The following is a 24,254-nucleotide window of genomic DNA, read 5'->3' on the forward strand; positions in this document are numbered from 1 at the left end:
TTAAGGAGAAAGCTGATTCTTTTCCCAATTGCTTTTTATAAAACAATATTGTATGACATCGGACAATTCATCCGTTCTATAAGTATAAAAAACCATGCGTGTGGGAATTATTCTGAAACCACAATAATATTTACTCATAGGCAATAACTTATCTTGAAACTGGGAAGTCAATATTTTTCTTTTATTTTCAATTAGTTGTTTACTGGATATAACTTGTGATGAAGTAGGCGCATAACTATGAAATCTAATTTGCGCGAAAGGTGGATAGGTATCCCAGTATGCTTTATTCTCGCTTTCCGATAATGCCCTGACTGAACCGTCTATCATGACTTCTCTTTCAAATAACTCAAACCAAAAAGTGAGAGATACCATAGGGTTATGGGTCATTTCGTCAACTTTTCTGGTTCCTCGTTGGGTAAAAAATAATAAACCTTGCTCGTTGATTTCGCGAATAGCGATAACACGCCCATGGGGAATAGAGTTTTTGCCTGCTGTAGATAATATGGCATGCTGTGGATTAGGTGCTCCTTTTTCCAATTCTTCAGAAATCCATGTTGTTAAAAGGCTAATGGGATTGTTCCTGGCCACCATTTGAATACCTATTGCAAATATTTTTTGATGTTCATAATGATACTGATTAATAACAGCTCATTGCGACGCTGAATATTGTGAGCCATAATTGACCTGCAATCTATTGGTAATACGTCTTTTACAAAAAATCTTAACTATCATCATTGTGGAACTTGGGTTGTTGATAATCCCTGATTTGTTCATTCAACTCTTCTATTTGATCCAGAATTTTTAAAAATTTTTCTCCAAAAGGAGTCACAAAATACTCGACTCTTGGAGGTATCTCATGAAAGGTATTTCTGCCGAGAATCCCAAATTCAATATTCTTCCTCAGGCATTGGTTTAAAACTTTTGTTGAAAGTCCTTCAACGCTTCTTACCATTTCTCCTGGTCGATTGATTCCATTTCGTAAAAGAGAATAGATGGTCAAGGACCACTTACAACCATAGATAGCCTCTACCATTGATGCTGTCTTAACGGGAGCTTTTTTTTGTATTAATTTTTTTTCATCCATTTCAATAATTTGTACCATAAAGTACTTAGTGAACTGAAAAGTGCTTACTTTTTTTAATATTGTAGATCTTTCATACTGGATTGGATAGTGTTTTAATGAATTAGGAGAATCCATGTTCAATCAAGATTTAGCTATTATTATTGGCGGCTCTAGTGGTATGGGCCTTGAAACAGCAAAAAAGCTTTCAAGTAAAAATGTGGACCTGTTAATTACAGGAAAGAATAAACAAAAACTCGAAAATGCCGCAGCAGAAATACAAAACCTGGGGTCAAAAGTAGATATTTTAGTTCTTGATCTTTATGACAAAGAACAGGTATTTCAATTTATGAGCAGCATGAATGATGAAATTAGAAGAATCAAATACCTTGTAAATGCCGCAGGTTATTTCAAACCCATCACTTTTTTAGAACATGAGGAAGAAGATTACGATCGTCAGGTTGATCTTAATAAGGCATTCTTTTTTATCACCCAGGCCGTAGCAAAAAACATGAAAAAAAATGGAGGAGGCAGTATCGTCAATATCGGTTCGATGTGGGCAAATCAAGCAATTAAAGCAACCCCCTCTTCTGCCTATTCCATGCAAAAAGCCGGACTTCATTCACTAACTCAACATTTAGCTATGGAGCTCGCTGAGCACAACATAAGGGTAAACGCCGTAGCGCCGGCAGTGGTAGCCACTCCTATCTATAAGTCATTTATTGATGAAGAGAGAATCGAGGAGTCGTTACAAGATTTTAATAAATTTCATCCTATTGGCAGAATCGGTAAGGCAACAGATATCGCTGATGCAATCGAATTTCTTTTGTCAGAAAAAGCAAGCTGGATCACAGGGGAAATTATGAATGTCGATGGAGGCGTGATGGCAGGAAGAAATTAATCAGCAAGCTTCATCCAGGTTTATGCCTGTGGGCATCAATAGCAAAAGATTGATTTTTATGGATAACGTGAGTTATGGATAAGACAGCCATTATTTTGAATCGTTCAGGCTGAGGAGGCATTTATGCCGTCTCGAAGCCTTGCATGGAATTTAATGTTTCGTGCCAAGGCTTCGAGACGATGCTTACGCATCTCCTCAGCCCAAACGGACGCAGGATATTGACTGCTTCTTATATAATCCTTATCCAGAGCCCACATCAGATAAATCTGAAACAGGGCATTAAAAATCAATCTTTTGCTATTGATGCTCGCACTAAGGCTTTTCATTGCTACATGGAATAATTTGGCCATTTGCTTTTGGCAAACATTGATAACCATTACGGTCTAAAAATCTCTTGGGATCCTTGAGAAATTTCAAAAAATACTCCCAGATTTTTTCTCTCTTTTTCAAGAAAGTCCATGAATCCATTGTATATTTTCTTATCACCAAACCATGGATCGGTGACTTCAAATTGCCCGTGTCTTTTCTTGCCTAATATAGTATGGAGTACTCCTGTTCTTATGATGATAAGAGTGGTTATCCCTTCAGGGAAATCTGCTTCACTCAAGGTAGTTAATGTCACTTTTTTTCTCATTGGCACCTCTTTCTTAAAAAGTGAATAGAGTGAAGTAATAACCATATCTTTTGAATATTTATTGCGTACAGCCTTTGATAGCTCTCTAATTTCGACACCAATTACATTCAAGTTATATTTGCAAAAGTAAGATGCAATCTTTTCAGGCGATGCCACTTTCCCAGGTTCTAACCAAATTTCTTTGTATATTTCTAATTCTTTGCCAGGCGTATAACTGCTTGGTTCAATAAGCCCCTTGTCAAGAAGTATTCTCATTATTGCTCTTGCAGTGCAAGAATTTTCAAATTTTTGTGCATCTACCAAAGGTTCAATGCTGTCAAGTTTTGCTCTTAGTTTAGGATTATCTAATACAAAATTTGCAATTTCATTGGAAGTTACTATTAATTTTAAGAAACTTTTTTGATCAAGCATTTGAACGAAATCTTCTGTTTTAAGAAGTAATTTAATTGTATTAGAAGAGACATTTTTCATCTTTCCCAAGGTAATAATCCCTTCAATTGGCTTATCATGTGTGCTATGGATACTCTTAAATTGATTGACAAATTTCTCCAAACTGCCTTTGCTAATCGCCATGTCCGCATCTTCCCCAAAATTAAAATCAATACTTCGATAGATATTTTGACACGATTTAATAGCATTAAGAGTCAAATCCGGGAATTGCGCTGCTGTAATATTCAAAATCATAATAATACGCCTTCACATCTCAACACTCACACTAACTTGATTATAGTATTTGTATAAAAATTACTCTAAAATAGTGTCACCCTGATACAAATCTATCTTGTACTTGCCTATTCTGCTTTATTCTTCTTTTATGAAATCCTGCACAGCAAAAAATGAAGCAATCACTTAATATTCAATTAATGTTCATAATGTAAAATTATCAATCTTTTAACCATAACTATTTACTCCTATGAAAAAGAATTTTTTTTCTGCCCTTCCTGAAGAAACAATTATCAATACCTTGAGTTTCTTAAAAGCAAGCACACTGGGTCGTGTAGCTCAGACATGTCACTTTTTTAATCGCCTGGCTAATGATAAACATCTGGAACTACATCAACTCAGACAACGGCGTACAAAACAAGAGCTATGGGGAAATCTTATGGTAGCGGCAAGAAGCAATAACATGGAAGAGGTCAAAAAGATTCTAAAAAAAGGAATCGATCCAACCCAAACCAATAGCTACCACTTAAATAGAACACCTTTACTTGCAGCTATTGAAGGAAGAGCTTATCAAACTGCCAATTACCTCTGGAGAAAATACACTTTTGATCCAAATTTTAAAGATCACTATGGTGATTCACCTATCTCTCTTCTTAAAAAACAACTGGCAAATCCAGCCTTCAAGGATAAGGAGAAAAAACAAATACGCGACTTAATTAAGGAAATGCGAGAAGAAAAAATAACACAGAACAGGTGTCTTGTATGCTAAAGTTTTTAAATTAAACAGATCGCGTTTGATCTACGATAGATGTGATTTTTTTTCTAGCAAGTGTTTGCAGCAATAAACAAACTCATTAAATTGAGAGTCCTTTACAAAATATCCTGCTATATCCAAACCTGTTGTTGCCTGCTTATCACGGATGTTACTTGATGTCGTGAAGATAACAACCTTAATGGAGTTATAGTGAATATGTGAACGCAATTCTCTGAGAAACTCTATACCATTCATTTTTGGCATCATGATATCAAGGACAATGATTTTAGGTTTGGATGCTTTGATCTTTCCAGAGAGTTGTTCGAGCGCTTCTACACCATCACGTGCTATATGAAAACAAACTGGAATACTCAATTTTGTCAACGCTCTTTGAACAGACATTAAATCTACTTCATCATCATCGACCAATAAAATGTGGCTACACTCATCATTCTTAGCACGCATCGCCAATCTCCTTATCTTTTGGCCATAAAAAGCGAAAAACGCAGCCTTTGTTTTTTTCTGATTCCACAGAAATTTTACCTCCTTGAAACTCGACTATTTTTTTAGCAATGCTTAAACCTACACCACTTGTTTCAAGTTTGTCCCTTGGTTGTAGGGTCTGAAACAATTGAAAAATTCTGTCTTGATATTTTTTTTCTATTCCAGGGCCGTCATCAGCTACAAAAAACTCATAAAACCGATCCTTTTCTTTTGTACCAATGATGATATGTCCGTCTTTGCGGTGATGATGCCTGATGCTGTTATCGAGAAGCGCCGTAAACACCTCCCTCAAAGGAAGCTCGCAAGTATTCAATACCGGCAGCGTGTCTTCGAGTTGAAATGTGATAGTCTGCGGGGGATTCAATTTCCTAATAATATCTGTAATCAATCTATCGGTGTGAATTTTACGGACCTTATCAAAAACATATCCTGATTGAGCATATTTAAGCAATCCATCGAGCAACTTTGACATTCGTGAAGCACGTTGACGCAAGAGGAGTAAATATTTTTTAGATTGTTCGGAGAGCATTTCACCCAGATCTTCTTCTATCCATGAAATCAAATGCTCCATAGCAGGCAGAGGCGCTTTTAAATCATGCGATGCGTGATAGACAAACTGATCCAGTTCATCTTCAGCTTTCTTCACCAAAATCAAATTAGCAACTCTGGCTTTAAACTCCTTGACTGAGAATGGTTTTATCACATAATCCTGTGCCCCTTCTTCCAGCATACGGACACATAATTCATCGTCTGCTTTGGCAGTTAAAATAATAATTGGAGTTTTCAATAACAGGGGGTGTTGTCTAATGGTATGCACCATCTCGACACCACTCATATGAGGCATCATGATATCAGTAACGATTAGATCTGGATGTAAAGCGAGCGATTTTTGCAAACCCTCCCGGCCATCAAAAGCACTTTCAGTACGATAAATGGTATTCAATATTTTACAAATAAAATGATTCATCTCCTGATTGTCTTCTACTACTAGAATAAGCGGTCTACTGTAATAATCCTCTTCAGCTGCCTCCTTAATTAGATTTACTTTATTTCTGAATTCAGCAAGACTCGTGCTTATTTCTTTTTCCCCTAATGATGGCTGGCTATAGGAAGAATAAACCTTTACATTTTGAGGTGCTTTTAATGGCAATTCAATAGTAAAAATGGCGCCACCATTTTGAGCATTACCTGCCAGAATTGATCCCCCATGTAATTCAACGAAATCTTTTGCAATCGATAAACCCAACCCTGTTCCCCCTACCGTACGAGTTGTAGGTTCCTCAACCTGAAAAAAGCGCTCAAATATGGTTTCACAAAGATCAGGGGGAATACCTAGTCCATTATCTGCTATCTGAAGCTTGCATGTTTCAGGATTGATTTGCTCTAATCTAATCCAGATTTTTGCATTTTTGGGTGTAAATTTTATGGCATTTGATAAAATATTGATTAAAACATGCTGGATTTTGTCAGGATCCATTTGTGCTTGCAATTCATGAGGCAAATTTATTGAAAAAACCAGCTTACGCTCAGGAATTTGAGCCTCAAACAATGCAATTGTCTGTCGAATTAATTTTGCCAAATCGATATTGGTATAATGAAGAAACATTTTGCCAGCATCCAGCTTTGAGATATTCAGTAAGTCATTGACATGTTTCAGTAAGATTTGAGCATTATTTTCTATACGTCTTAATGTATTCCGAACAGATGAGGGAAGCGATTTTTCAGAAAGCAATACATCCAAAGGACCTAATATCAGCATTAATGGAGTACGAAGTTCGTGACTGACGTTAGCGAAAAATTGGGTTTTGATGTGATCCAGTCTAGCCAGATTTTTATTGGCCTCTTCCAACAGCTTGTTTGCCTCTTGAATTTCCTGGGCACGCTGATAGATCTCGACCTCCATTTCTCCAGCTTTGGTACGAAGTTCCTCCATTAACTTTAACTGCTCTGATCCAGTTTTTTTTAAATGGATAAACTCAGTAACATCCTCCACACGATGAACAATATATTTCACTTCCTGATCAGCCCCTAAAACTGGAGTATTGATGGGGCTCCAATAGCGTTCTTCAAATCCCCCTCCTTGTTCTGCGGGTCTCTGAATATCATATTTTTGTATGGCCATTGTATCTGCCGATTTGTTTTTTAGAACCCTTTGAAGCGATACATGTAGATTTTTAACGCCAGTTGCCTTCGGATCGTTGGGATTATCCGGAAAAACATCGAAGACATTTTTTCCCAAAATTTGTTTCCGGTCCACCATAGTCGCCCGCAAATAGGCATCGCTTACTCCGATGATGTAAAAATCCCTGTCTAATATAAGATATAAATCCGGCAAGGAATCAAATATAGATTTAAAATCAACATTTGAATGCGTATTTTCCCTTTGCACAGAGTATCCTCCTTCCTCTATGTAAGGCCTATTGACTATAATGCATGACGCAAGTCTTCGCGAGGCTGGTCATGAATCCGATGTGCCATTTTCAACACAGGGTATAAATAGCCAATTAACCCTACTTCTAATTATAATCGAGGATTTGAGACCTTACTAATTAGGAAACCTGATTGCGGTAGTTGCTTGTAATCACTAACAAAAAGATGAATCTCTTTCAAAAAGAGCAACTCTTGCTTTAGGGGTTTGACTTAATCTTACTCTCACAGGAAGTTTTCTTCAGTAATTGCTCTATCGATTTAAGAGTTTATCATCAACCGAATATTGGAAAAATGGAACGAGCAGTGCCATAGTTATTATCTGTTATTTCATAAAATAAATGGAGGTTTTTATGAATTATGTTGAAGGATTTGTCGCTGCAGTACCAAAAGCTAACAAAGAGAAATACGTTGAGCATGCAACAAAGGCTAGCTTGGTATTCAAAGAACATGGTGCTTTGCGACTGGTTGAATGCTGGGGAGATGATGTACCTGAAGGCAAAATCACTTCTTTTCCTATGGCTGTCCAGTGCAAAGAAGATGAAACGGTTGTTTTTTCCTGGATACTTTGGCCCTCGAAGCAAGTTCGCGACGCTGGGATGAAAAAAGTCATGGAAGATCCTCGTTTAAAACCAGACATTAACCCTATGCCTTTTGATGGCAAGCGCATGATTGATGGAGGATTCAACATAGTGGTTGACATCTAGTAATGAATCTACTTCAGATAAGGTGATAATACAGGATTCATATTAAATTATTTTATACTGCTTGAGTTCATGGTAGAGAGCAACGTCTTTCCTAAGCCAAGACGCAAGACCCTCTACCATTTCATTGACACCTCATCTGAATAAAATCAAGCGCGCTCGAATACATCTGTTGCATTACCTATATAGACTTTTGATTTTAAATGTTCGATTTGAACGCCTAATTGATAACCTGAGAAAAATAGCCAAATTGAGCGATTACTTTTTGAGAAATATTTTTAAGTTTAATCAAAATTTTTCAATAGGACTAATATCTGTTGTCGGTCTGCTAATCAATTTTGAATTTTAAGCATTCTCCCCTTCACAAAATGGTTCATCTGTTTCATCCATCCCCTGTCTAAAGATGGTGGCTTAATTGATATTTGAAAATCAAAATGTACAAATTTTATTTTAATCTACAATTAAATATAGGGTATTTTGTAACGAGATGAATATGACCACTTCCAAGCTTGAAAAAACGGGTTTGCATGTGCATGAAAAAATCAAACATCTGGTCAAGAGTTATGGAACAATGATAACCGGTGTTCCTGCAGAAATATTAGGGCAAAATGAGGCAGAAATATCCGTTGGTTCTGTAAAAAAAATGGGAAACATGAAAGAAAATATTGCTGAAATAGTTCGAAAATCCGAAATGACTCAACCAACAAACAGTTGCGGAAAAGCGAGCAATGAAGTATGCGATTTGCTTTTAGGAAAAGATGGAGCAAGCGAATTCGAAAAAATAAACTACCAAATCTTATCTGAGGATGGTGCCAACTTGAAAAGTTCTCTACCCAATAAAAATTTACTGGTTAGGGTTGAAATGGATAGATTTAATGCTCCCCAAAAATACCAAAAAATAAAAAGAGAGGAGTTTAATCCTGAGACTGCTGAAAAAAATAAAATTTATCTCCTGGAAGACCAACTTTTGTATCTCGATATATTTGGAAAAGTCATTGACCTGGGACAAACATCAGACACATGTGAAAGACTATTTAATGCTATTACCAATTCTTTTTATCAAAATTATATTCTTTATGATTCTTTTTTAGAGCCAGAGGAAAGTGAAGAGGAAGCAGCCATGTTTGAAATGGGTAAGATAGTTACAGCTAAAATGAAAAACATAGATTGTTGGACATCAACTCATTCTTTTACCATATTTGTTCCTGAATCAGACCGCGAAGACACGCGCACATTGTATCCTTATCAAGCTTATTGGACCAGTCATACTTTGCAACAATGGTTTTCAGGTGATAAAGATGAAAAATTATCACACTTGGGTATCGATGGTTATATTGAAAAACTGGCATTATTAAGCACAACAACTGACAGCAAAGTGCGTTCCAGTATTTATGGAGAATTATTTTCTCCTCCGGGAAAAGAACACGTTTTTTGTACTGGTATGAATGAAAAATTCTCGCCATTACGAGTCAAATTTAAAGTAGCTGAAGTCAATCCGGAAATAGCCTTACAAAACTTACAAGAAGTACAAGAATTCATTGCTATCAATTATCCTGGTGAGAACGAAAAAGCTCAATGTGAGCTTTATAAAACAAAAGCCCAAGAAGCGATGACTAAACAATTGGAGAAACGACTACTAGTAGAGCCAACTCACAAAAAAGAATTAGTAACTACCTATAAAGAATCAATCCCGCAATCCTTCTTTGGGAGCCCCTTAGAGACAACAAGTAGAATAGATAAAATGATCTCATCCGCTATAACGGAAGAAGACCTAAGGATTCTTGCAAAAGAAGCAGATAATCTATCTGGAAAGGAACAAGAAAAAATAGTTGAATTTTTTAAAACATTACCATCGGAGCAGCTGGCAAAAATCAAGTTTGAATCAGAAACAGCTCAAAAAGCTTGGGATGAACAATATGGTTTAGTTCTTCGTGGTAAGTGATAAATCCCGAAGATAGCTTGTCTATTTTCCAACTATATTGTTTATAAAAAAATAGTGTTGCCCTATAATATGGCAATACTATTGTAAATGGCATCAATATGACAAAAATAAAATTGGAATCACCAGGTTTCATGGTCCACAAAAAATTGAAAAGTATGTACCAAAGCTATGGTGTCATGATGACAGGTGTTCCTGCTGAAGTATTAGGACAAATGCAGGCAGAAAGATCTTTCCCTTGCATTGATAAAACAAGGAACCTTAAGCAACAAATTGCAAATGAAGTTTCAAAGGTATGTCATATGATGACTGAGCCAACTCAGAGTTGTGGACAAGCTAGTAATGATGTTTGTGATTTGCTTTTAGGAAAAATTGAAGCAGAGAAATTCCATTTTACCAAGTATACAGAATTGTCAGAGGACGGAGACAATCTAAAAAATACCTTGGAAAATATTGATCCATTCAATACGAATCTATTGATACGATTTGAAATTGATAGAGAAGACCCTCCCATTGTATTAGTCAAAATAAAAAGCGAAAATTTCAATCCGAAAACCGCTGTTAGAAATAAAATTTACTTATTAGAAAATAAATTATATCTTCTTGACAAGATGGGTAATCTTTTTGACCTTGGGCCAGGTAAAAACAAATGTACAAAGTTATTCAACGCAATTGGAGACTCATCGGAATATAGTCTTTGTGATCCTTTTATTCTTGAAGAACCGGAAAAACCTGAAGATTTTGCAATAAGCGAGATCGTCAATGTCTTTAACGAACAAAAAGAGAAATTTGATTTTTGGCTAGGTTCGCATTCTTTTACAATATACGTCCCTCAAGGCTTGGATAAATCACCACGCCAATTCTATCCCTATCAAGCGTATTTTGGTTCACACACTTTACAGGATTGGTTTGTCAGCGATAAAGACGAATTTCTATCACAAATTGGCATCGATAAGTACATTGAAAAATTAGCTGTACTGGGAAAAACAACAGACACGAAAGAACGCTCGGATATTTATGCCGAATTTTTTTCAAAGCGTGGCCGTGAAGCGTTTTTTTGCGCTCATCTTAATGAAAAAAGACAACCATTACGAGTAAAGTTCAAAATGACCGAAATTAATCCCGAATTGGCATTAAAGAATTTACAAGAAACACAAGAATTTATTGATACCCATCCCGGAGAGAATCCATCAGATAAAGTAGAAAACTACAGGAGTAGAGCAAAAGTAGCGATGACTGAACATCTGGAAAACTTATTAGAAATAAAACCTGAGTTGAATCTCTCATTATTCTGGAGAAATGTCGATAAGAAAGAACAGGAAAGTACAAATACAGAGAGTTATAAAAACAGGCGAAGCTAGTTAATGAAAAACCAAAGATCAATAAATTACAAAATGTTCTAAAATTATACTTATTAATGTTTGAAAATAACAAAGGAGTTTGATTTATGATGAGCCGCGAAAAAGGAGCTGGAACTTTTTTTAAAGATTATCAGAAAAAAAACGTAATGAGATTGTTACAGGACTCTCTCGAAAAAATTATGAACGAATGGCTGAAAACTGACGATGACAGCCATACCAAACTGAAAAGTCTTCAACAACTTTCAGAGATGGATGTTAATGCTAACTCATTTGCTGAACACTCACCACTTCCTGATTTTGTTACGCGTCTCTGGCTTGATCCATATAAAGCACTTGATGCCTTAGACCAAAACATTTCAAAAAGCGAAATCAGAAAGCTGATTAAAGAAACGGCGAGGGAAACAGAGCTAGTCTTCACTCATCAAAAGGCACCGCCCTACTCCTAATTTAAATTAGGATCGTGCAGGTATATTAATTCGTCATTCATTTTGGCCATATTATTGGCCAAAGTTGTATTACTGGATAAATACATTCATAGAAAAATGATTCAAAAATTAATTCACATTCAAAAATCCTTCTAATTAATTTGTCATGTTAAATTAAGCACCTGGAATCTGGCCTCCAGAGATTCGCTCTTATTCCACTACAAATTATTTTAAATACAAGGAGTCAAATGATAATGTCATCCTATGTTATGGGTTTAATCGAAATATTAAAAAATGATTTTATAAAAAAAAATCCCCCTGCAAAATTTGACACTGTGAAGTCTTATGAAGAATTATTGGAAAAATCAAAAATTAATCCCATAATTGCAGACTATATTACAGGTACTTCATCAGGGGTTATGCTGGTCGATTCCTATGAAAAACTATTAGAGCTCTCTAAAATCAACCCTCGTGTCGCTGATAATATAACAAATACTCAATTTGGTTTGGATTTAATTGATAGTTATGAAAAATTTCTGGAAATCACAAATATAAACGCTAAAGTTGCTTTTAATTTTCAAATATTAAATTATCAAAGATATACCAAACTGGTTAACGCATACAAACAGTCTTCACAATCTGAATCTCTTTCAAACTTAAATACCTCAGCAAGTTCCCAACTTTTTTTTAAGCAAAACAATTCTATCGAACAAGACAGAGCGCCTATTAGAGCAGGACAGGTAAGTTCGATTAATGGTACAGTTGGAGTCAGGCTGGAATGCGATGAAGATATCCAAAATACCTTCCGGGTGACTATGATGAATCAGAAACCTTAATAGTAAGTCTTCAATAGCTATTTTAGAATTTAAATTTAAAAAGGCCATAATCCACAAATATGAAAAATCGACGTGATGAAAAAACAATGCTTGACCTCATCATCAAAGTAGCTCATGACGATGAGAGGATTAAAATTGTGATTATGAATGGCTCTCGAGCGAGCCCATCAGCGAAAAAAGATATTTTTCAGGATTATGATATTGTGTATCTGGTAACAGAGGTGGAGTCATTTGTTCACGATAAAAACTGGATTAATCAGTTTGGTGAATTACTTATCATGCAAACTCCTGATGAAATGGATGGGCAATGGCCACAATTTAAAGGTAAATATACTTATCTGATGCAATTTAAAGATTGGAACAGGGTTGATTTAAGCTTGTTACATATCAATCAACTGGAAACTATGCCCAGAGACAGTCAAAGTATTTTATTGCTTGATAAAGACAATTTAATGGTACCCTTTGACAAACCTTCTGATGAAGATTACTTACCAAGCCCCCCTACAGAAATGGATTTTGTTAACTGTTGTAATGAATTCTTATGGGTAAGTACTTACGTTGTCAAGGGGCTCTGGAGAAAACAACTCATCTACGCAAAACACGTTTCAGAGCAGATAGTTAAAGAAGAGTTAATTAAAATGCTCATATGGCATATAGGAATTCAAACAAACTTTAGTCAACCGATGGGAAATTATGGAAAATATATTGAAAACTACCTTGAGCCCGAACTCTGGCAAGAATTTCTCAAGACCTATGTTGATGCTGATTATAAGAACATGTGGGTTTCATTGTTCAAAATGTGTGAACTATTCAATATACTAGCGGCAAAAGTTTCAAGTTATTTTGCTTACTCATTTAATCAGAAAGAATTCGATAATGTGGTAGATTATTTGCATGATGTAAAAAACAATAAAATTCCACCTTAATTGAACAAATCCACCTGGAATTAAAGATAAATACTATTGAGATATCGATGTTTATTTACTGGTTTTTGGTAAACGAATTGAGATCACTCTAACAGATGAGATGGAAGAAATTTTAAAGTTTGAAGGACATGCTATGCCCAAAACTCCAAACAATCGTAGTGTACCCAGCTGTAATAAAACACCAACCTTCTCAAGAGTCTTGTTCTCATATATGGCAGAACATCGCTGGAGTACAGCATTTTTTATTTTATTTGGCCTTTTTTGGGCATTTACTCTACCTTATATGTCCTACTTACTTGGGCAAATCATAGATGAAATAAAATTTCAAAATCCTGAACATGTTGACATCTTTAGCTTAGTCTTAACCTCATTAATTCTTTATGTTTCAATTCATGTTTTGCGAAGCTTGGGATATTACGTTCATGGTTTGTTTTCACTTGTCAGTATTCCTGAAAAAAAGGCTAATCTGATTAAACAACTATTTAATCATTTAGGCAATCAATCCATTGGTTATTTTGAAGACAAGCACTCCGGTTATCTAACAAATAAAATTACCAATGCCAGTTCTAGCATAGAGCCACTTATTTTTAATTTGTTTACGATTATTTATCCACAATCTTTAGCAATTATCCTGACGGGCATATTATTGTCTTTAGTCGTTCCATATTTTGGAATGGTTCTCTGGATCTGGGGGGCCACACTGATTATTTATTCATACCATTCCGCCAAAATTGGTAATGATAAAGCGATGCTCCTTGCGAATTCCAATAGTAAAGTCAACGGCAAAGTAGTCGATGTGGTCAATAATATCCATACAGTAATCTACAATGCTGAAATGTCTTTTGAACTTGATAGTCTGGATAAAGACATTCAGGATATGGTTCAAAATGATCGTAATTTGCAGCGTCACATGAGCAAAGTCATGCTGGTACAACACATTGCTATGAATATCCTCGTCGCTTTCTTTTTGATAGGGTCAGTGGTCGGGTATGATTACGGTTATGTCAGCATGGGCAATATCGTTTTTGTTATGACGTCAGTCACTGCTATTGCAGGCCTCACAAGTAGTCTTGGGAAATGCTTTCTCGATTTCGTTAATAATGCCGGGCGTTTAAATGAAGGGCTGAGCCTGTTGGAAGATCAACAGTTAATCACAGATAACGCCAATGCTCAAATACATCAAATTAATAAAGGTGAGATTCAATTTAATGACATTTCATTTGCCTATCCCAATCAAAAACCAATTTTTCTAAATTTTAATTTGACAATTCCAGCAAAGCAGAAAATTGGAATTGTTGGTAGTTCAGGCGCTGGTAAAACAACACTATTTAAGTTACTGATGCGATTATACAATGTAGAAAAAGGTGTTATTTCAATAGACAGCTTATCTATAAATGCTTACACTAAAAAATCACTTTGTTCACAGATTGCAATAGTACCACAACATTTAACACTTTTTCATCGTAGCATTTACGATAATATCACCTACGGTTGCAGTAATTTGGATAAATCAGATGTGATTTTAGCTGCAAAGAAAGCACACTGCCATGAGTTTATCTCTGAACTGCCACAACAGTATGACACTATTATTGGCGAGCAAGGTGTAAAATTATCAGGGGGACAAAGACAACGTATTGCATTTGCTCGAGCTATTCTCAAAAATGCGCCTGTCTTGTTACTTGATGAAGCGACATCAGCCTTAGACTCCAGAACTGAGCAGGCAATTCAAGATGGCTTACAAAATTTATTAACAGATAAAACCGCTTTAGTGATCGCACATCGTCTATCAACGCTCAAAGCAATGGATAGAATTATAGTTTTAGAAGATGGCAAGATCATCGAGAATGGAACACATACCGAACTATTGGAAAAAAAAGGAGCGTATTATAACTATTGGACACACCAATCGGAAGGTTTCATACGAGCATAAAGTAACCTGATACCAGCCTGTAAACTGTTAATATAATCCTAAGAAAAACTTATAACTATTAAAACATTACACTCTTATATCATTGTATCAATTCCTCTCGGCTTGTTTTTAAAATAGCAAGGCCTTATTGTCTCTCAATTTTATGATCACAAAAAATCAAGGGCCTAATTTTAAACGCTTAATATTTCCTTAAAACTATTATCCTATAATAAATATACGAAGTGTGAATATTCGTATCCATTAGAATCAGTATTTGCATGTACAAATATCAGTTTGGGAGAAAGTAAAATGCCTAAATACGTAGAAGGGGTTGAATTAACTCAAGAAGGTATGCATGCTATTTTTGCTCGTATGGGGCATGGCGATATCACCAGCGGCAGCATTTATAATGGAGTACCGACTATTGACACAGAAGCCCTGAACAGACAAGGCTTCATGCCTGTTTTAACAGGAGTAGGCCCCAGAAGAGATTCTGGTCACTGGATCATGTTAATCAAAGGACCTGGTAACCAATACTTTCTCTTTGATCCACTGGGTAAAACATCAGGCGAAGGCTATAAAAATACTTTATTAGCCCAATTACCTATAGCATCTACTCTTTCTGTTATTCCCAATAACCCCGGCTTAAACATGGGATTATGTGGCTATTGGGTTGCCTCTGTCGGGCTAAAAGCTCGTGCTGAACTCAACAAGGATAACCCTCCTGATTTAGAAGCCCTGGGGCGAACCACCACAGAGGAAATGAGAAATGAATTAACCGATAACGGTTATCTGAAAATTACAGGGTGGTTACGTGCTGTGGCTGATAAATTTCCAGCAGGAGATCCCCAACCTGATGCGAAAACATTAAGAGAAACTACTGAAAAAGATTTACACATAGAGATCCCCTCTCCTGTTCCTCCAGTGAAAGGCACAGCTCCTAAGGAGATTTCTACAAAACCTACTGCACCACAAGTAGCTCCCAAGCATTCTTTAGACAGTAAATTATTAGAGAGTGACAATGATGTTCTAGAAACCATAAAGTATGTACATAAAGAGTATTTAGGAAAACCATATCCTGGCCCATTAAAAAATCCAAAAGCACCGGAAGAAGGACGACTTCCTCCAAATGAAGGGCCCGATCGAGGACCTCATGGTCTTGCTCATACGGTACGAACAATGGCTTGTGCAGAAGTGATGATAGAAGAAGCACGTAAAGCTCAACTTAGAGGAGAAACATTAGGTAAAGCAAAAAATGGTCAGACTTTAGCTGATGTAACACCAGAAGAACTGAAAAAAATTCTCATCGCACAAGCTTTTTTTGTGGTAGGAAGAGATGATGAACGTTCAGGCTATGATGACGTACACAAGAGAAATTTTTACGCGGAATATCATGAGCAAAGTGAGCAAGCGTTCAGGAAATACGTTGAAGATAACAAGCTCATCGGCAAAATATTTAAAGATCAAAAAGAAGTCGATTTCTATGCTGCGATTATTCTGGACAAAAATCATGATTGGGATGCCTCCCCGGCACATATCCTGATAAATCAAGGCCATATGGTAGACTTAATGAGAACTAAAGCACCTGCCGAAGTCGCATTGGAACGTACCTACAATACGCTTAAATATACTTTAGGTTCGCAAGGTGCTGAAGTCGTCCTCAAGGCCCATCGAGATTTTTTCTTTGCTACAGGCGCTGTTGTTCCCTTAGTTAACCCTGAAGCAATTGATGACCCCAGTAGAGGTGGACCTTATGAAAATCCCTTTAATGGCGAGAAATACGTTATTGTAGAGGGTAAGGAACCAAAATCTACAAAAGACTTACCAAAACCTGTAGGTCGCAACTATCAACTGAAAGATAATGAACGATTCCTAACCATAAAGGAATACTACGCTTTTCCTGATGTGCAGCAAACCTACCCTGGTTACAAAACACGTTTGGAAGGAAGCTCTTACTATTTCCCAACACCATTTGCAGGAGAATGTGAACAAAACCCTGCAAAATGCCTGGGGGCTATCCAAAAAGCCCGATCAAAACTACAAACGGATGCTATTAAAAATGGCTTTCAATCCAGTTCTGATAAAGCGAGAAGACGACCTAATATGGATGAAATTGCGGCTGCCCGCATCATTCAGCAAATCATGTCTAATCCTGATTGCATCCATGACGATCATGTGCTTATCAATGGCCAAAAACTGGAAGAAAAATTCTTCCGTGACTTGCTGGCGAAATGTGATATGGCTGTTGTAGGTTCACTGCTCAACGACACCGACATCAAGAATATCGATACTTTAATGCGACATGAGAAAGACACTGAGTTTCACTCTACTGATCCCAAAGCAGTTCCAGTGAAAATTGGAGACGCTTGGGAAAATAGAATAAGAACGAAAGGTGGCGATGTCACTCAAATGAAGCATGATTTAATTTTCCTCATGCAAAATGACGCCTGGTATTTTAGCCGAGTCAACGCCATCGCACAAAACCGGGATAAAGGCTCCTCTTTCAAAGAGGTGCTCTTTACCACCTTAATGACGCCATTGACTAACAAATCATTAATGGATACATCTCACGTCCCAGCTCCGAAAAAACTGTATCGTGGATTAAATCTGCCACAAGAATTTACCAATAAATTAATCAATCAAGCCAATACGATTATTGCCAATACAGAAAATACGCTGTTTACTGATCTTTCTACTGAAACCTTCAAACAAATCAAGTTAAATGACTTCAGCCAAATGTCGGGCAGAACCTGTGCCAGTACAACCAAAAATATGAAACTTTTAACAGATATATGGGGCTCCAATGTCATTTTTGAAATGCTTGACCCGGATGGTTTACTACATCCAAAACAAGTAGGAACCCATATGGCTGGGTCTGAAGATGAATTTTCCGTTTATTTACCGGAAGATGTTGCTTTAGTACCAACCAAGGTAACTCTTGAAGGAAAAACAGACACAGGAGAAGATCGGTATATCTTTACACTGGTTGCTGTAAAAAGCCCTGACTTTATACCACGACATGAAAGTGGCTATGCGGTTGAGCCCTTCATGAAAATGCAAAAAGAGAAAGTCACTCAGGCATTGGACGCCATTGAAAAGGATAAAGGCACCTACAACATCGATGAACAACTAAAAAATCTAAGAACAGAAATGGTACGGCAAGCCAAATTGCCTCTTAGAGAAGGGGTTCTTGATAGAATCTCTCATCGTCTTTCTCTGGAAACCAGTGATAATAAAATATCACCTGAACGCAGAGATTTTCTTAACCAGCACGTCATCCCTGTCTTACAGGAATGCCATATTGCTCTTAGAACAAACGATATGGAGATGATGCAAAAAGCCTTGGCAAAATTCCCTACCGATAAGCAATGGTCTGCTTTTAAATCAGGAGAAGCCGTTAGAGCCAAAGCTCAAATTGATGTGTTAAAGCAACAGATTGAAAAGAGAATCATGCTGCAAAGCCAGATTATCCCGGCCCTCACGGAATGCAGTGAAGCACTGGATAAACAAAATCCCACAGAAGCATTACAAGCGCTCAATAAACTGCCTGCAGAAAAAGAAATAAGTAAGGTCAAGGGGATAGGACAAGAGTTAAGAGGACAAATCGTTGGTGTCAAGCAAGAACTGGCTGGAAATCTTGAAGCACTGCAACATGCAACCACTACTCCAATTGTACAAGATGCTGAGAAAATGAGAGTACGGTATGAAGCGCTTGTCACAGACGTGACAAAACGAGTCACCGACTTTGAGAAAATCAAACCCGCCAATCTTGAAAGCTATAACAAAACCATTGCTGATTTAAATAACATGCAACAGGAATTAAACCTTCTGCGTAATGAAAAAATTCGCATGCATACTGACAAAGATAAAGCAGTGGATTTTTCTGACATAGAAGCCTTGGAAAAGCGATTACAGGATGTTCAATCCAAATTACCAACTCAACTTTTAGAGCAAACGTCTAAATATGTTGCAAAATTAGCAAAAATACCGGGAGAGCTTACCTTTAATGACATCAAATCAATGACATCCAAAATGAATAGTTATCTGGAAACCTTGGAATTGATCCGTAATGAAAGAATAAAACAACATGGAACATCAACGGAATCTCTCGATATGTCTGATTTGGATAAATTAAAAGGGCAATTACAAACATTGAATCAATACTTGGTTGATGATTTGTTGGAAGATATTAAAGACTCTTTGAGCAATATCAAAGATATCGCTACTTTTGAGGAAGAATCAAAATACATTGAAAAATGTCTTGATCATTTGACAGAGCTTGAACAAACTTTGGATGGCTCAGAAAAAGCAATAAAACAAAAAGAAGACATCAGCACTTATAGAAAAGCCTTAATAGATAAACAGGAAAAAGCCTATCCAGAAATGGTGCAACTGCAATATAAGAGTGAAGGGCTAATCATGCAATTACGTGATTTATGTAATGTTCATCATGAAAATTTAGCTGAAGCAAGAAGAGAGAGACTTCAACAACTAGATAGTCAGGGAGGTGGACTTTTAGGTGGATTATGGACTGTAACCAATACCCTGGGTATTACTACAGATACTGTACATGTTGAAAAAATGCAGATAAGAATGAAAGAACAGGTTCTTAGAGGATTTAAGACTTGTCTCAACAATGACAAACAAAATGCAGATGAAATCATTGCCTTTTTAGCGAAGAAAAAACCATCGGAGTTGGAAGAAGGTTTAGGCATATCTAAAGAGAATGCAAAGGAGTTGCATGGACTACTACAGCAACTGGACACTAAAACTGCCTCAATAGATAAATTACAGGAAAACGCAAAATTAATCGACGAAATCTCAACTAAAATAGGGAAAGAACCAGTAAAACAAGATCACACCATCACAATAGATGAGGAAGAAAGCGATGACATAATGTATGGTTTCTAAGGAGTATTTTTAAGTGCTTGTTCAATTGTTAAATGATGTAATGAATAGTGCAAAGCTGTAGCAGATGGGAGACAAAACATCATCTTATTTGTTTCCTCATCAAGCTACCAGCTTTTTATTTTAAGGAATGATAAATTTCTTTATTGAATAATAATTAATCGTGTTGTAGCATTAAAGAATGCTATGTTTTAATTTAATCAAAAGGTGGTTATTGTGCCCATAATTTTAGATCCAGAAGTGTTAAAAGTAGCAGAATATGTCTATCAGGAAAGATTATCCAAACCCTACACTGAGGTAGGCTCAGAATGGGAATACAATCATAAAACCCCTTATGCCACTCGTGCGACAGGCACAGGGCATAATTTGCAACGATTCATCACGATAGATGATCAAAAACTTCATCGCCCCATTCATGGTTTGGCTCATACCATGCGCACTCTTTTTTATAGCCAATTAATGTATGAAGCTGCCAAAAGACAACCATATCCTCATCGATGTGCTGACGGACGCACTATCGCTGATCTGAGTGTACAAGACCTTAAAAAGCTTAACATCGCTCAATTATTCTTCGTAGCCGGACGCGAAAGCGAGGCTTCCTATGGTGATGCTTACCATCGTTATCATCTGTATGGCGCTAAACAATTCGAAGCATATGCCCGTAAGCATTTGACTCATCTCTTTTCAGAAAAAGAAATTATCCTTTATTCTCGCTGTATTGAAGACCGAATAGGTGATAGGTTTGATGAGACCGCTGAAGGCTATCTCATCCACTTATCGCACATGATCGATTTAATGCGCTGTAAAAGCCCTGTAGAAGTGTTTATAGGTCATTCACGAGGTGTTTCAGGTATCGTACCAACCTTGATTCAGCTATTTGGGCGCGAAGACGGTTTAGATATTATGCATTATGCACGCAGCCTTTTTGCTGCCACTGGAGAGGCTGTTCCTTATATCAGTTCATCAGAATGGCCTCATTTGGGCATTGAGTCTGATAGAGTGGAAAGAGCGCTTAAAATAGTAGGACCTCTTGAAGTGGAAGGTCAAGAAGCCGATGCTAAAAAAACTGCACAAGCTGGATTTTCGGTGGATGGCTGCTATGGCGCTTTGGTCAAAGTAGACACACCCGATTGGCATCATCAGGTTAAAGAAAAAGAAGGCTATGATGTCGATGAAGTGATCGCTTTGCCACAGCAAATCACTATAAGAGAAGAGCCTCCCAAAGCAAAAGAGTTTTTCCTGGTATCACTCCTTAGACACGTATTTTGGTGTTGTCCTTCATCTCAAAAAAGAGACGATGACAATACAGAGGTCTTGGAAAAAAAAGCTCAACTATGACAGAGGTAATGAGATAGCATATTCTATAACTTTTGAGGTCATGAGGACGCAGTATGTTTGGTTTCATAAAGAAAGTACTTGATTTTTTTGGTATTGATCAATCTGAAGATAATCCACCTGAGACTGCAGTGGAAGCAACTGATGTTTCAGCAAAAATTAAAACCACTGACACCACCCAGGAAGAGAGTGCAGTCAAAACCAAAACGGTTGAGCCTACCCAACCGATGGGTTCTGTCAAACCGGAAACAATCGCTCCTGTCCAACAAAAAAAGCACCAAGTAAAAGCTGAAACAACTACAAGCACTACTAAACAAAAGAGTCCTAAAGAAACAATCATGGATAGCCATGTGAAACAATATTATTTTGCCCGGCGCGGTGAAACAAGTACTCATGACTCCTCTCTGCCACCACCTGTGAAGGTATTAAGCGGGCGTTCTATCCCATTAAAGGAAATTCCTTTTGAAGCCACCAGAAATGAATTAGTCCAGATTTATCTCACTTCCATTGATCAACTCATCAAAAGCAACAAGGTAAGCTCTGTTCCACCACAACAAATTGCCTCTCACTATCTCTTTCTTAGATCATTTGCCAACTCAGAGAACGATGGAATTAAAAAAAATCAAATACTGTCATTAGCCAAGCCATTGGGCACTTACCTTGCCTCTAAAGAGCCCCATGTATGGAAAATAATCAATGAACTCATTGAAAAAAGTGAATACCCAATTATTCATTATTTAAAAAATAACCGTGCTCATTCCAATTTCATGCTGGCATTAATTCATGAGTATCATAAGGAATCATTAACCAAAAACCAAAGCGCCTTTATACAAAAATTCAGGGATTCCTCTGTCTTTCTCTTCCCTAATCCAATTTATACAGCATGGCTTGCTCATTCCTATGATGAAGATTCCAGCTTTAATCCTATGTTTCGTGAAAGATTATCCACCAATTTTTATCATTCCACTCTGACTGATAATCTCTTGTTACGAACAGAACCTAAAGAAGTAAGCCTTTCATCAGAGCATCATTATAGAAAAGAAAAGGGACCGATTGATTCTTCTTTGCGTTATCAAATGTCAAGCGATCGGTTATTGCGAATCCAGGGCAGAACTTTGTTATTTAGCAATCCCCCCAATGAGGTGGTCGCGGTTAAGGTACAAAAAAAAGGCGAGCCTAAGTCCACCTTGGAAGAAGAATATCAAATGGCAGATTATTTACTTAAACATCAACGTCGTTTGGATTTACAAAGCGAATTACCACAGCCCCTCGGACAATACTCTGTTAAAAAATCAGGGGGTTTGGAAATATGCAGAGATTCATCAAATTTTGAGCGTTTTAAAGCCTTAATAGACGACTCCGAAGACCTTGAAGTGTATGTTTATAAAGCCCCTCTTTCTTATTTCACTTACTTGCATGATGAACATCAGGATTTGGAACATCTGAGGACTTCTGTTAAAACAAATGTGCACGATCTCTTTGTTCTATTACGTGAAGGCATTGTGTTTCCCCAATTAGCTGACATCTTCCATACTCATTTTGGTGAAGACGAGCGCGAAGACAAAGGAAGATACCAGGCTTTGGTTCAACTGTTGAATGTTTTACAGTTCCAATTAGGGCGCATTGATAAATGGCAAAAAGCCGTGGAATTCGTCAATTTGCGCGGGAGTGGTTTAGCTGATTTAGGAGACAGTCTGCCCATAACAAGCCTGTTCACTTCTTCTGATTTCACAAAACATTACTTCTCGGAACTGCTCACTGGAGGTTATCATCCAACCTTCTTTGACAAATCATCAGGTACAGCCAACTCTTTATTCACCGGCAAACGCAGGTTATTTGGTAATTATTTGTATCTCAATACCATAGCGGAATATTTACTGGTTATTCAGTTAACACTTGGCAGCTACGGGGATAAAATCACTCGAGATATGATGGATAAACCTAAAAAGGAAGCAGTATGGCGAGAATTGGCTAACGTCATGTTTTCAAGTTGTGCAGAAGCCATTCATATCATGACTGGAATACCCCCATCCCGAGCACTAACACTACTAAAACAACGCGCTAATATTGAAAAACATTTCAGACAAACACAATTCTGGATGACACCTGATTATTCCAAATTGGATGAAGATACAATTCAAATGGAACAATACAGTCTTTATTCTGGTGAACCAGAATATGAATTCACTGATAAACTAGTCTCTGGTGTAGGGTTGTCTGTTGATGGTGTTCATCAAGACCTGGGCGGATACAACAGGGAAAGTCCATTAAGAGAACTTGAAAAACTGCTGTATGCCACAGTAACACTGATTGAAGGAACCATGCAACTTGATAAAGAATTTTTTAAACAATTACAACAAGTAGAGAAAATACTTTCAGGAGAAATCAAAACTGATGCCAATTCGTGCTTTGAAGCAGTTGCCAAACTTCTGGACCTTGCAAGACCGGGATGTCACTTTCAAAAAAGGTTGGTTTTGTCCTACTACGAAGAAGCCAAGCTTAAGTATCCCTCCTCATCCACTGACTCTTATGATTCACGTTTTCAAGCAGTCGCCAAGACTAATGCTGCGATAACCATTCAACGCTTCTGGAGAGAAGCTCATAAAAACTTGTCAGAAAAATCGGATATCGATTCTGAAAAACCGGAATCCGAATCTCCCCCTGATAAACGTTTGCACTAAGAGGATAACTTCCTAATGACTCCTTGAAAGCGTGCCATTCCCATGAAGAAGTCTATAAGAAAGACAGAGCAGACTTCTTCTCTGTTTCAAATTCATCTTTTACTTCCTGATTTTCTAACGTGTACTTTAAGAGAAAGAATAGAAAAACCCCTCACTTCTGTTCCAGCTATCCAATCCATGCACTGCCCTTTTTTTAAACACTTAATACTTTCTTAATCCTGAGCTCCTATAATGAAAATACAAATGAAGAATATTCACATCTATTAGAGCCAATATTTGTAAGTACA

19 protein-coding genes are annotated in these 24,254 nt (G+C 37.1%); 13 read left to right on the forward strand and 6 right to left on the reverse strand.

Translation table 11 applies throughout. The features are described from left to right. On the reverse strand, positions 1–588 hold the full coding sequence (locus EL201_RS10670) for a pyridoxine/pyridoxamine 5'-phosphate oxidase (protein WP_027222243.1): 588 nt from the start codon (positions 586–588) through the stop codon (positions 1–3). Between the two features lie 133 nt (positions 589–721). Beyond that, positions 722–1,102, reverse strand: coding sequence for a winged helix-turn-helix transcriptional regulator (locus EL201_RS10675; RefSeq protein WP_027222244.1), 381 nt, complete (start codon positions 1,100–1,102; stop codon positions 722–724). A 94-nt stretch (positions 1,103–1,196) separates the two neighbouring features. On the opposite strand from EL201_RS10675, the gene EL201_RS10680 reads away from it, so the two are divergent. Beyond that, positions 1,197–1,961 carry an SDR family NAD(P)-dependent oxidoreductase gene (locus tag EL201_RS10680; protein WP_027222245.1) on the forward strand — a complete coding sequence of 255 codons (765 nt, stop codon included), beginning with the start codon at positions 1,197–1,199 and terminating at the stop codon, positions 1,959–1,961. Between the two features lie 104 nt (positions 1,962–2,065). Here the strand turns inward: EL201_RS10680 and EL201_RS10685 are convergent, their stop codons facing one another. Continuing rightward, a complete protein-coding gene (locus EL201_RS10685; protein ID WP_032828868.1) occupies positions 2,066–2,338 on the reverse strand; it encodes a hypothetical protein in 273 nt (90 codons plus the stop codon). Then, positions 2,338–3,279 carry a hypothetical protein gene (locus EL201_RS10690; protein ID WP_027222246.1) on the reverse strand — a complete coding sequence of 314 codons (942 nt, stop codon included), beginning with the start codon at positions 3,277–3,279 and terminating at the stop codon, positions 2,338–2,340. The genes EL201_RS10685 and EL201_RS10690 overlap by 1 nt, the downstream gene beginning before the upstream one ends. Before the next feature lie 229 nt (positions 3,280–3,508). Here EL201_RS10690 and EL201_RS10695 point away from each other — a divergent pair, with 229 nt between their 5' ends. Beyond that, a complete protein-coding gene (locus tag EL201_RS10695; protein WP_027222247.1) occupies positions 3,509–4,027 on the forward strand; it encodes an F-box-like domain-containing protein in 519 nt (172 codons plus the stop codon). A gap of 30 nt (positions 4,028–4,057) precedes the next feature. On the opposite strand, the gene EL201_RS10700 is transcribed toward EL201_RS10695, so the two are convergent. Next, on the reverse strand, positions 4,058–4,477 hold the full coding sequence (locus EL201_RS10700) for a response regulator (RefSeq protein ID WP_027222248.1): 420 nt from the start codon (positions 4,475–4,477) through the stop codon (positions 4,058–4,060). After that, positions 4,467–6,905: an ATP-binding protein gene (locus tag EL201_RS10705; protein WP_027222249.1), complete on the reverse strand. Its 2,439-nt coding sequence runs from the start codon at positions 6,903–6,905 to the stop codon at positions 4,467–4,469. The genes EL201_RS10700 and EL201_RS10705 overlap by 11 nt, the downstream gene beginning before the upstream one ends. A gap of 391 nt (positions 6,906–7,296) precedes the next feature. Between EL201_RS10705 and EL201_RS10710 the strand changes: the two genes are divergently transcribed. From EL201_RS10710 to EL201_RS15695, 11 genes are all read left to right on the forward strand, one after another. Next, positions 7,297–7,650 carry a DUF1428 domain-containing protein gene (locus tag EL201_RS10710; RefSeq protein WP_027222250.1) on the forward strand — a complete coding sequence of 118 codons (354 nt, stop codon included), beginning with the start codon at positions 7,297–7,299 and terminating at the stop codon, positions 7,648–7,650. Between the two features lie 490 nt (positions 7,651–8,140). Further along, positions 8,141–9,589 carry a hypothetical protein gene (locus EL201_RS10715; protein ID WP_027222251.1) on the forward strand — a complete coding sequence of 483 codons (1,449 nt, stop codon included), beginning with the start codon at positions 8,141–8,143 and terminating at the stop codon, positions 9,587–9,589. 98 nt (positions 9,590–9,687) lie between these two features. Beyond that, positions 9,688–10,947, forward strand: a complete 1,260-nt coding sequence (locus EL201_RS10720) for a hypothetical protein (RefSeq protein WP_027222252.1) — start codon at positions 9,688–9,690, stop codon at positions 10,945–10,947. Positions 10,948–11,033: 86 nt separating this feature from the next. Next, entirely contained in the window at positions 11,034–11,393 is a 360-nt protein-coding gene (locus EL201_RS10725; RefSeq protein WP_027222253.1) for a hypothetical protein, read from the forward strand. 233 nt (positions 11,394–11,626) lie between these two features. Beyond that, on the forward strand, positions 11,627–12,208 hold the full coding sequence (locus EL201_RS10730) for a hypothetical protein (protein ID WP_027222254.1): 582 nt from the start codon (positions 11,627–11,629) through the stop codon (positions 12,206–12,208). Between the two features lie 59 nt (positions 12,209–12,267). Continuing rightward, positions 12,268–13,134, forward strand: coding sequence for an aminoglycoside 6-adenylyltransferase (locus EL201_RS10735; protein ID WP_027222255.1), 867 nt, complete (start codon positions 12,268–12,270; stop codon positions 13,132–13,134). Between the two features lie 133 nt (positions 13,135–13,267). Then, positions 13,268–15,064 carry an ABC transporter ATP-binding protein gene (locus EL201_RS10740; protein WP_027222256.1) on the forward strand — a complete coding sequence of 599 codons (1,797 nt, stop codon included), beginning with the start codon at positions 13,268–13,270 and terminating at the stop codon, positions 15,062–15,064. A 288-nt stretch (positions 15,065–15,352) separates the two neighbouring features. After that, positions 15,353–19,954, forward strand: a complete 4,602-nt coding sequence (locus EL201_RS10745; RefSeq protein WP_061773178.1) for a SidE phosphodiesterase domain-containing protein — start codon at positions 15,353–15,355, stop codon at positions 19,952–19,954. Positions 19,955–20,167: 213 nt separating this feature from the next. Further along, positions 20,168–21,289, forward strand: coding sequence for a Dot/Icm T4SS effector deubiquitinase DupA/LaiE (gene dupA, locus EL201_RS10750; protein ID WP_027221124.1), 1,122 nt, complete (start codon positions 20,168–20,170; stop codon positions 21,287–21,289). Positions 21,290–21,342: 53 nt separating this feature from the next. Beyond that, a complete protein-coding gene (gene sidJ / locus EL201_RS10755; protein WP_027221123.1) occupies positions 21,343–23,967 on the forward strand; it encodes a T4SS meta-effector polyglutamylase SidJ in 2,625 nt (874 codons plus the stop codon). A gap of 42 nt (positions 23,968–24,009) precedes the next feature. Next, positions 24,010–24,183, forward strand: coding sequence for a hypothetical protein (locus EL201_RS15695; RefSeq protein WP_158272785.1), 174 nt, complete (start codon positions 24,010–24,012; stop codon positions 24,181–24,183). Positions 24,184–24,254: the final 71 nt, after the last annotated feature.

The organism is Legionella pneumophila subsp. pascullei (assembly GCF_900637585.1).
GTDB classification, from domain to species: domain Bacteria; phylum Pseudomonadota; class Gammaproteobacteria; order Legionellales; family Legionellaceae; genus Legionella; species Legionella pascullei.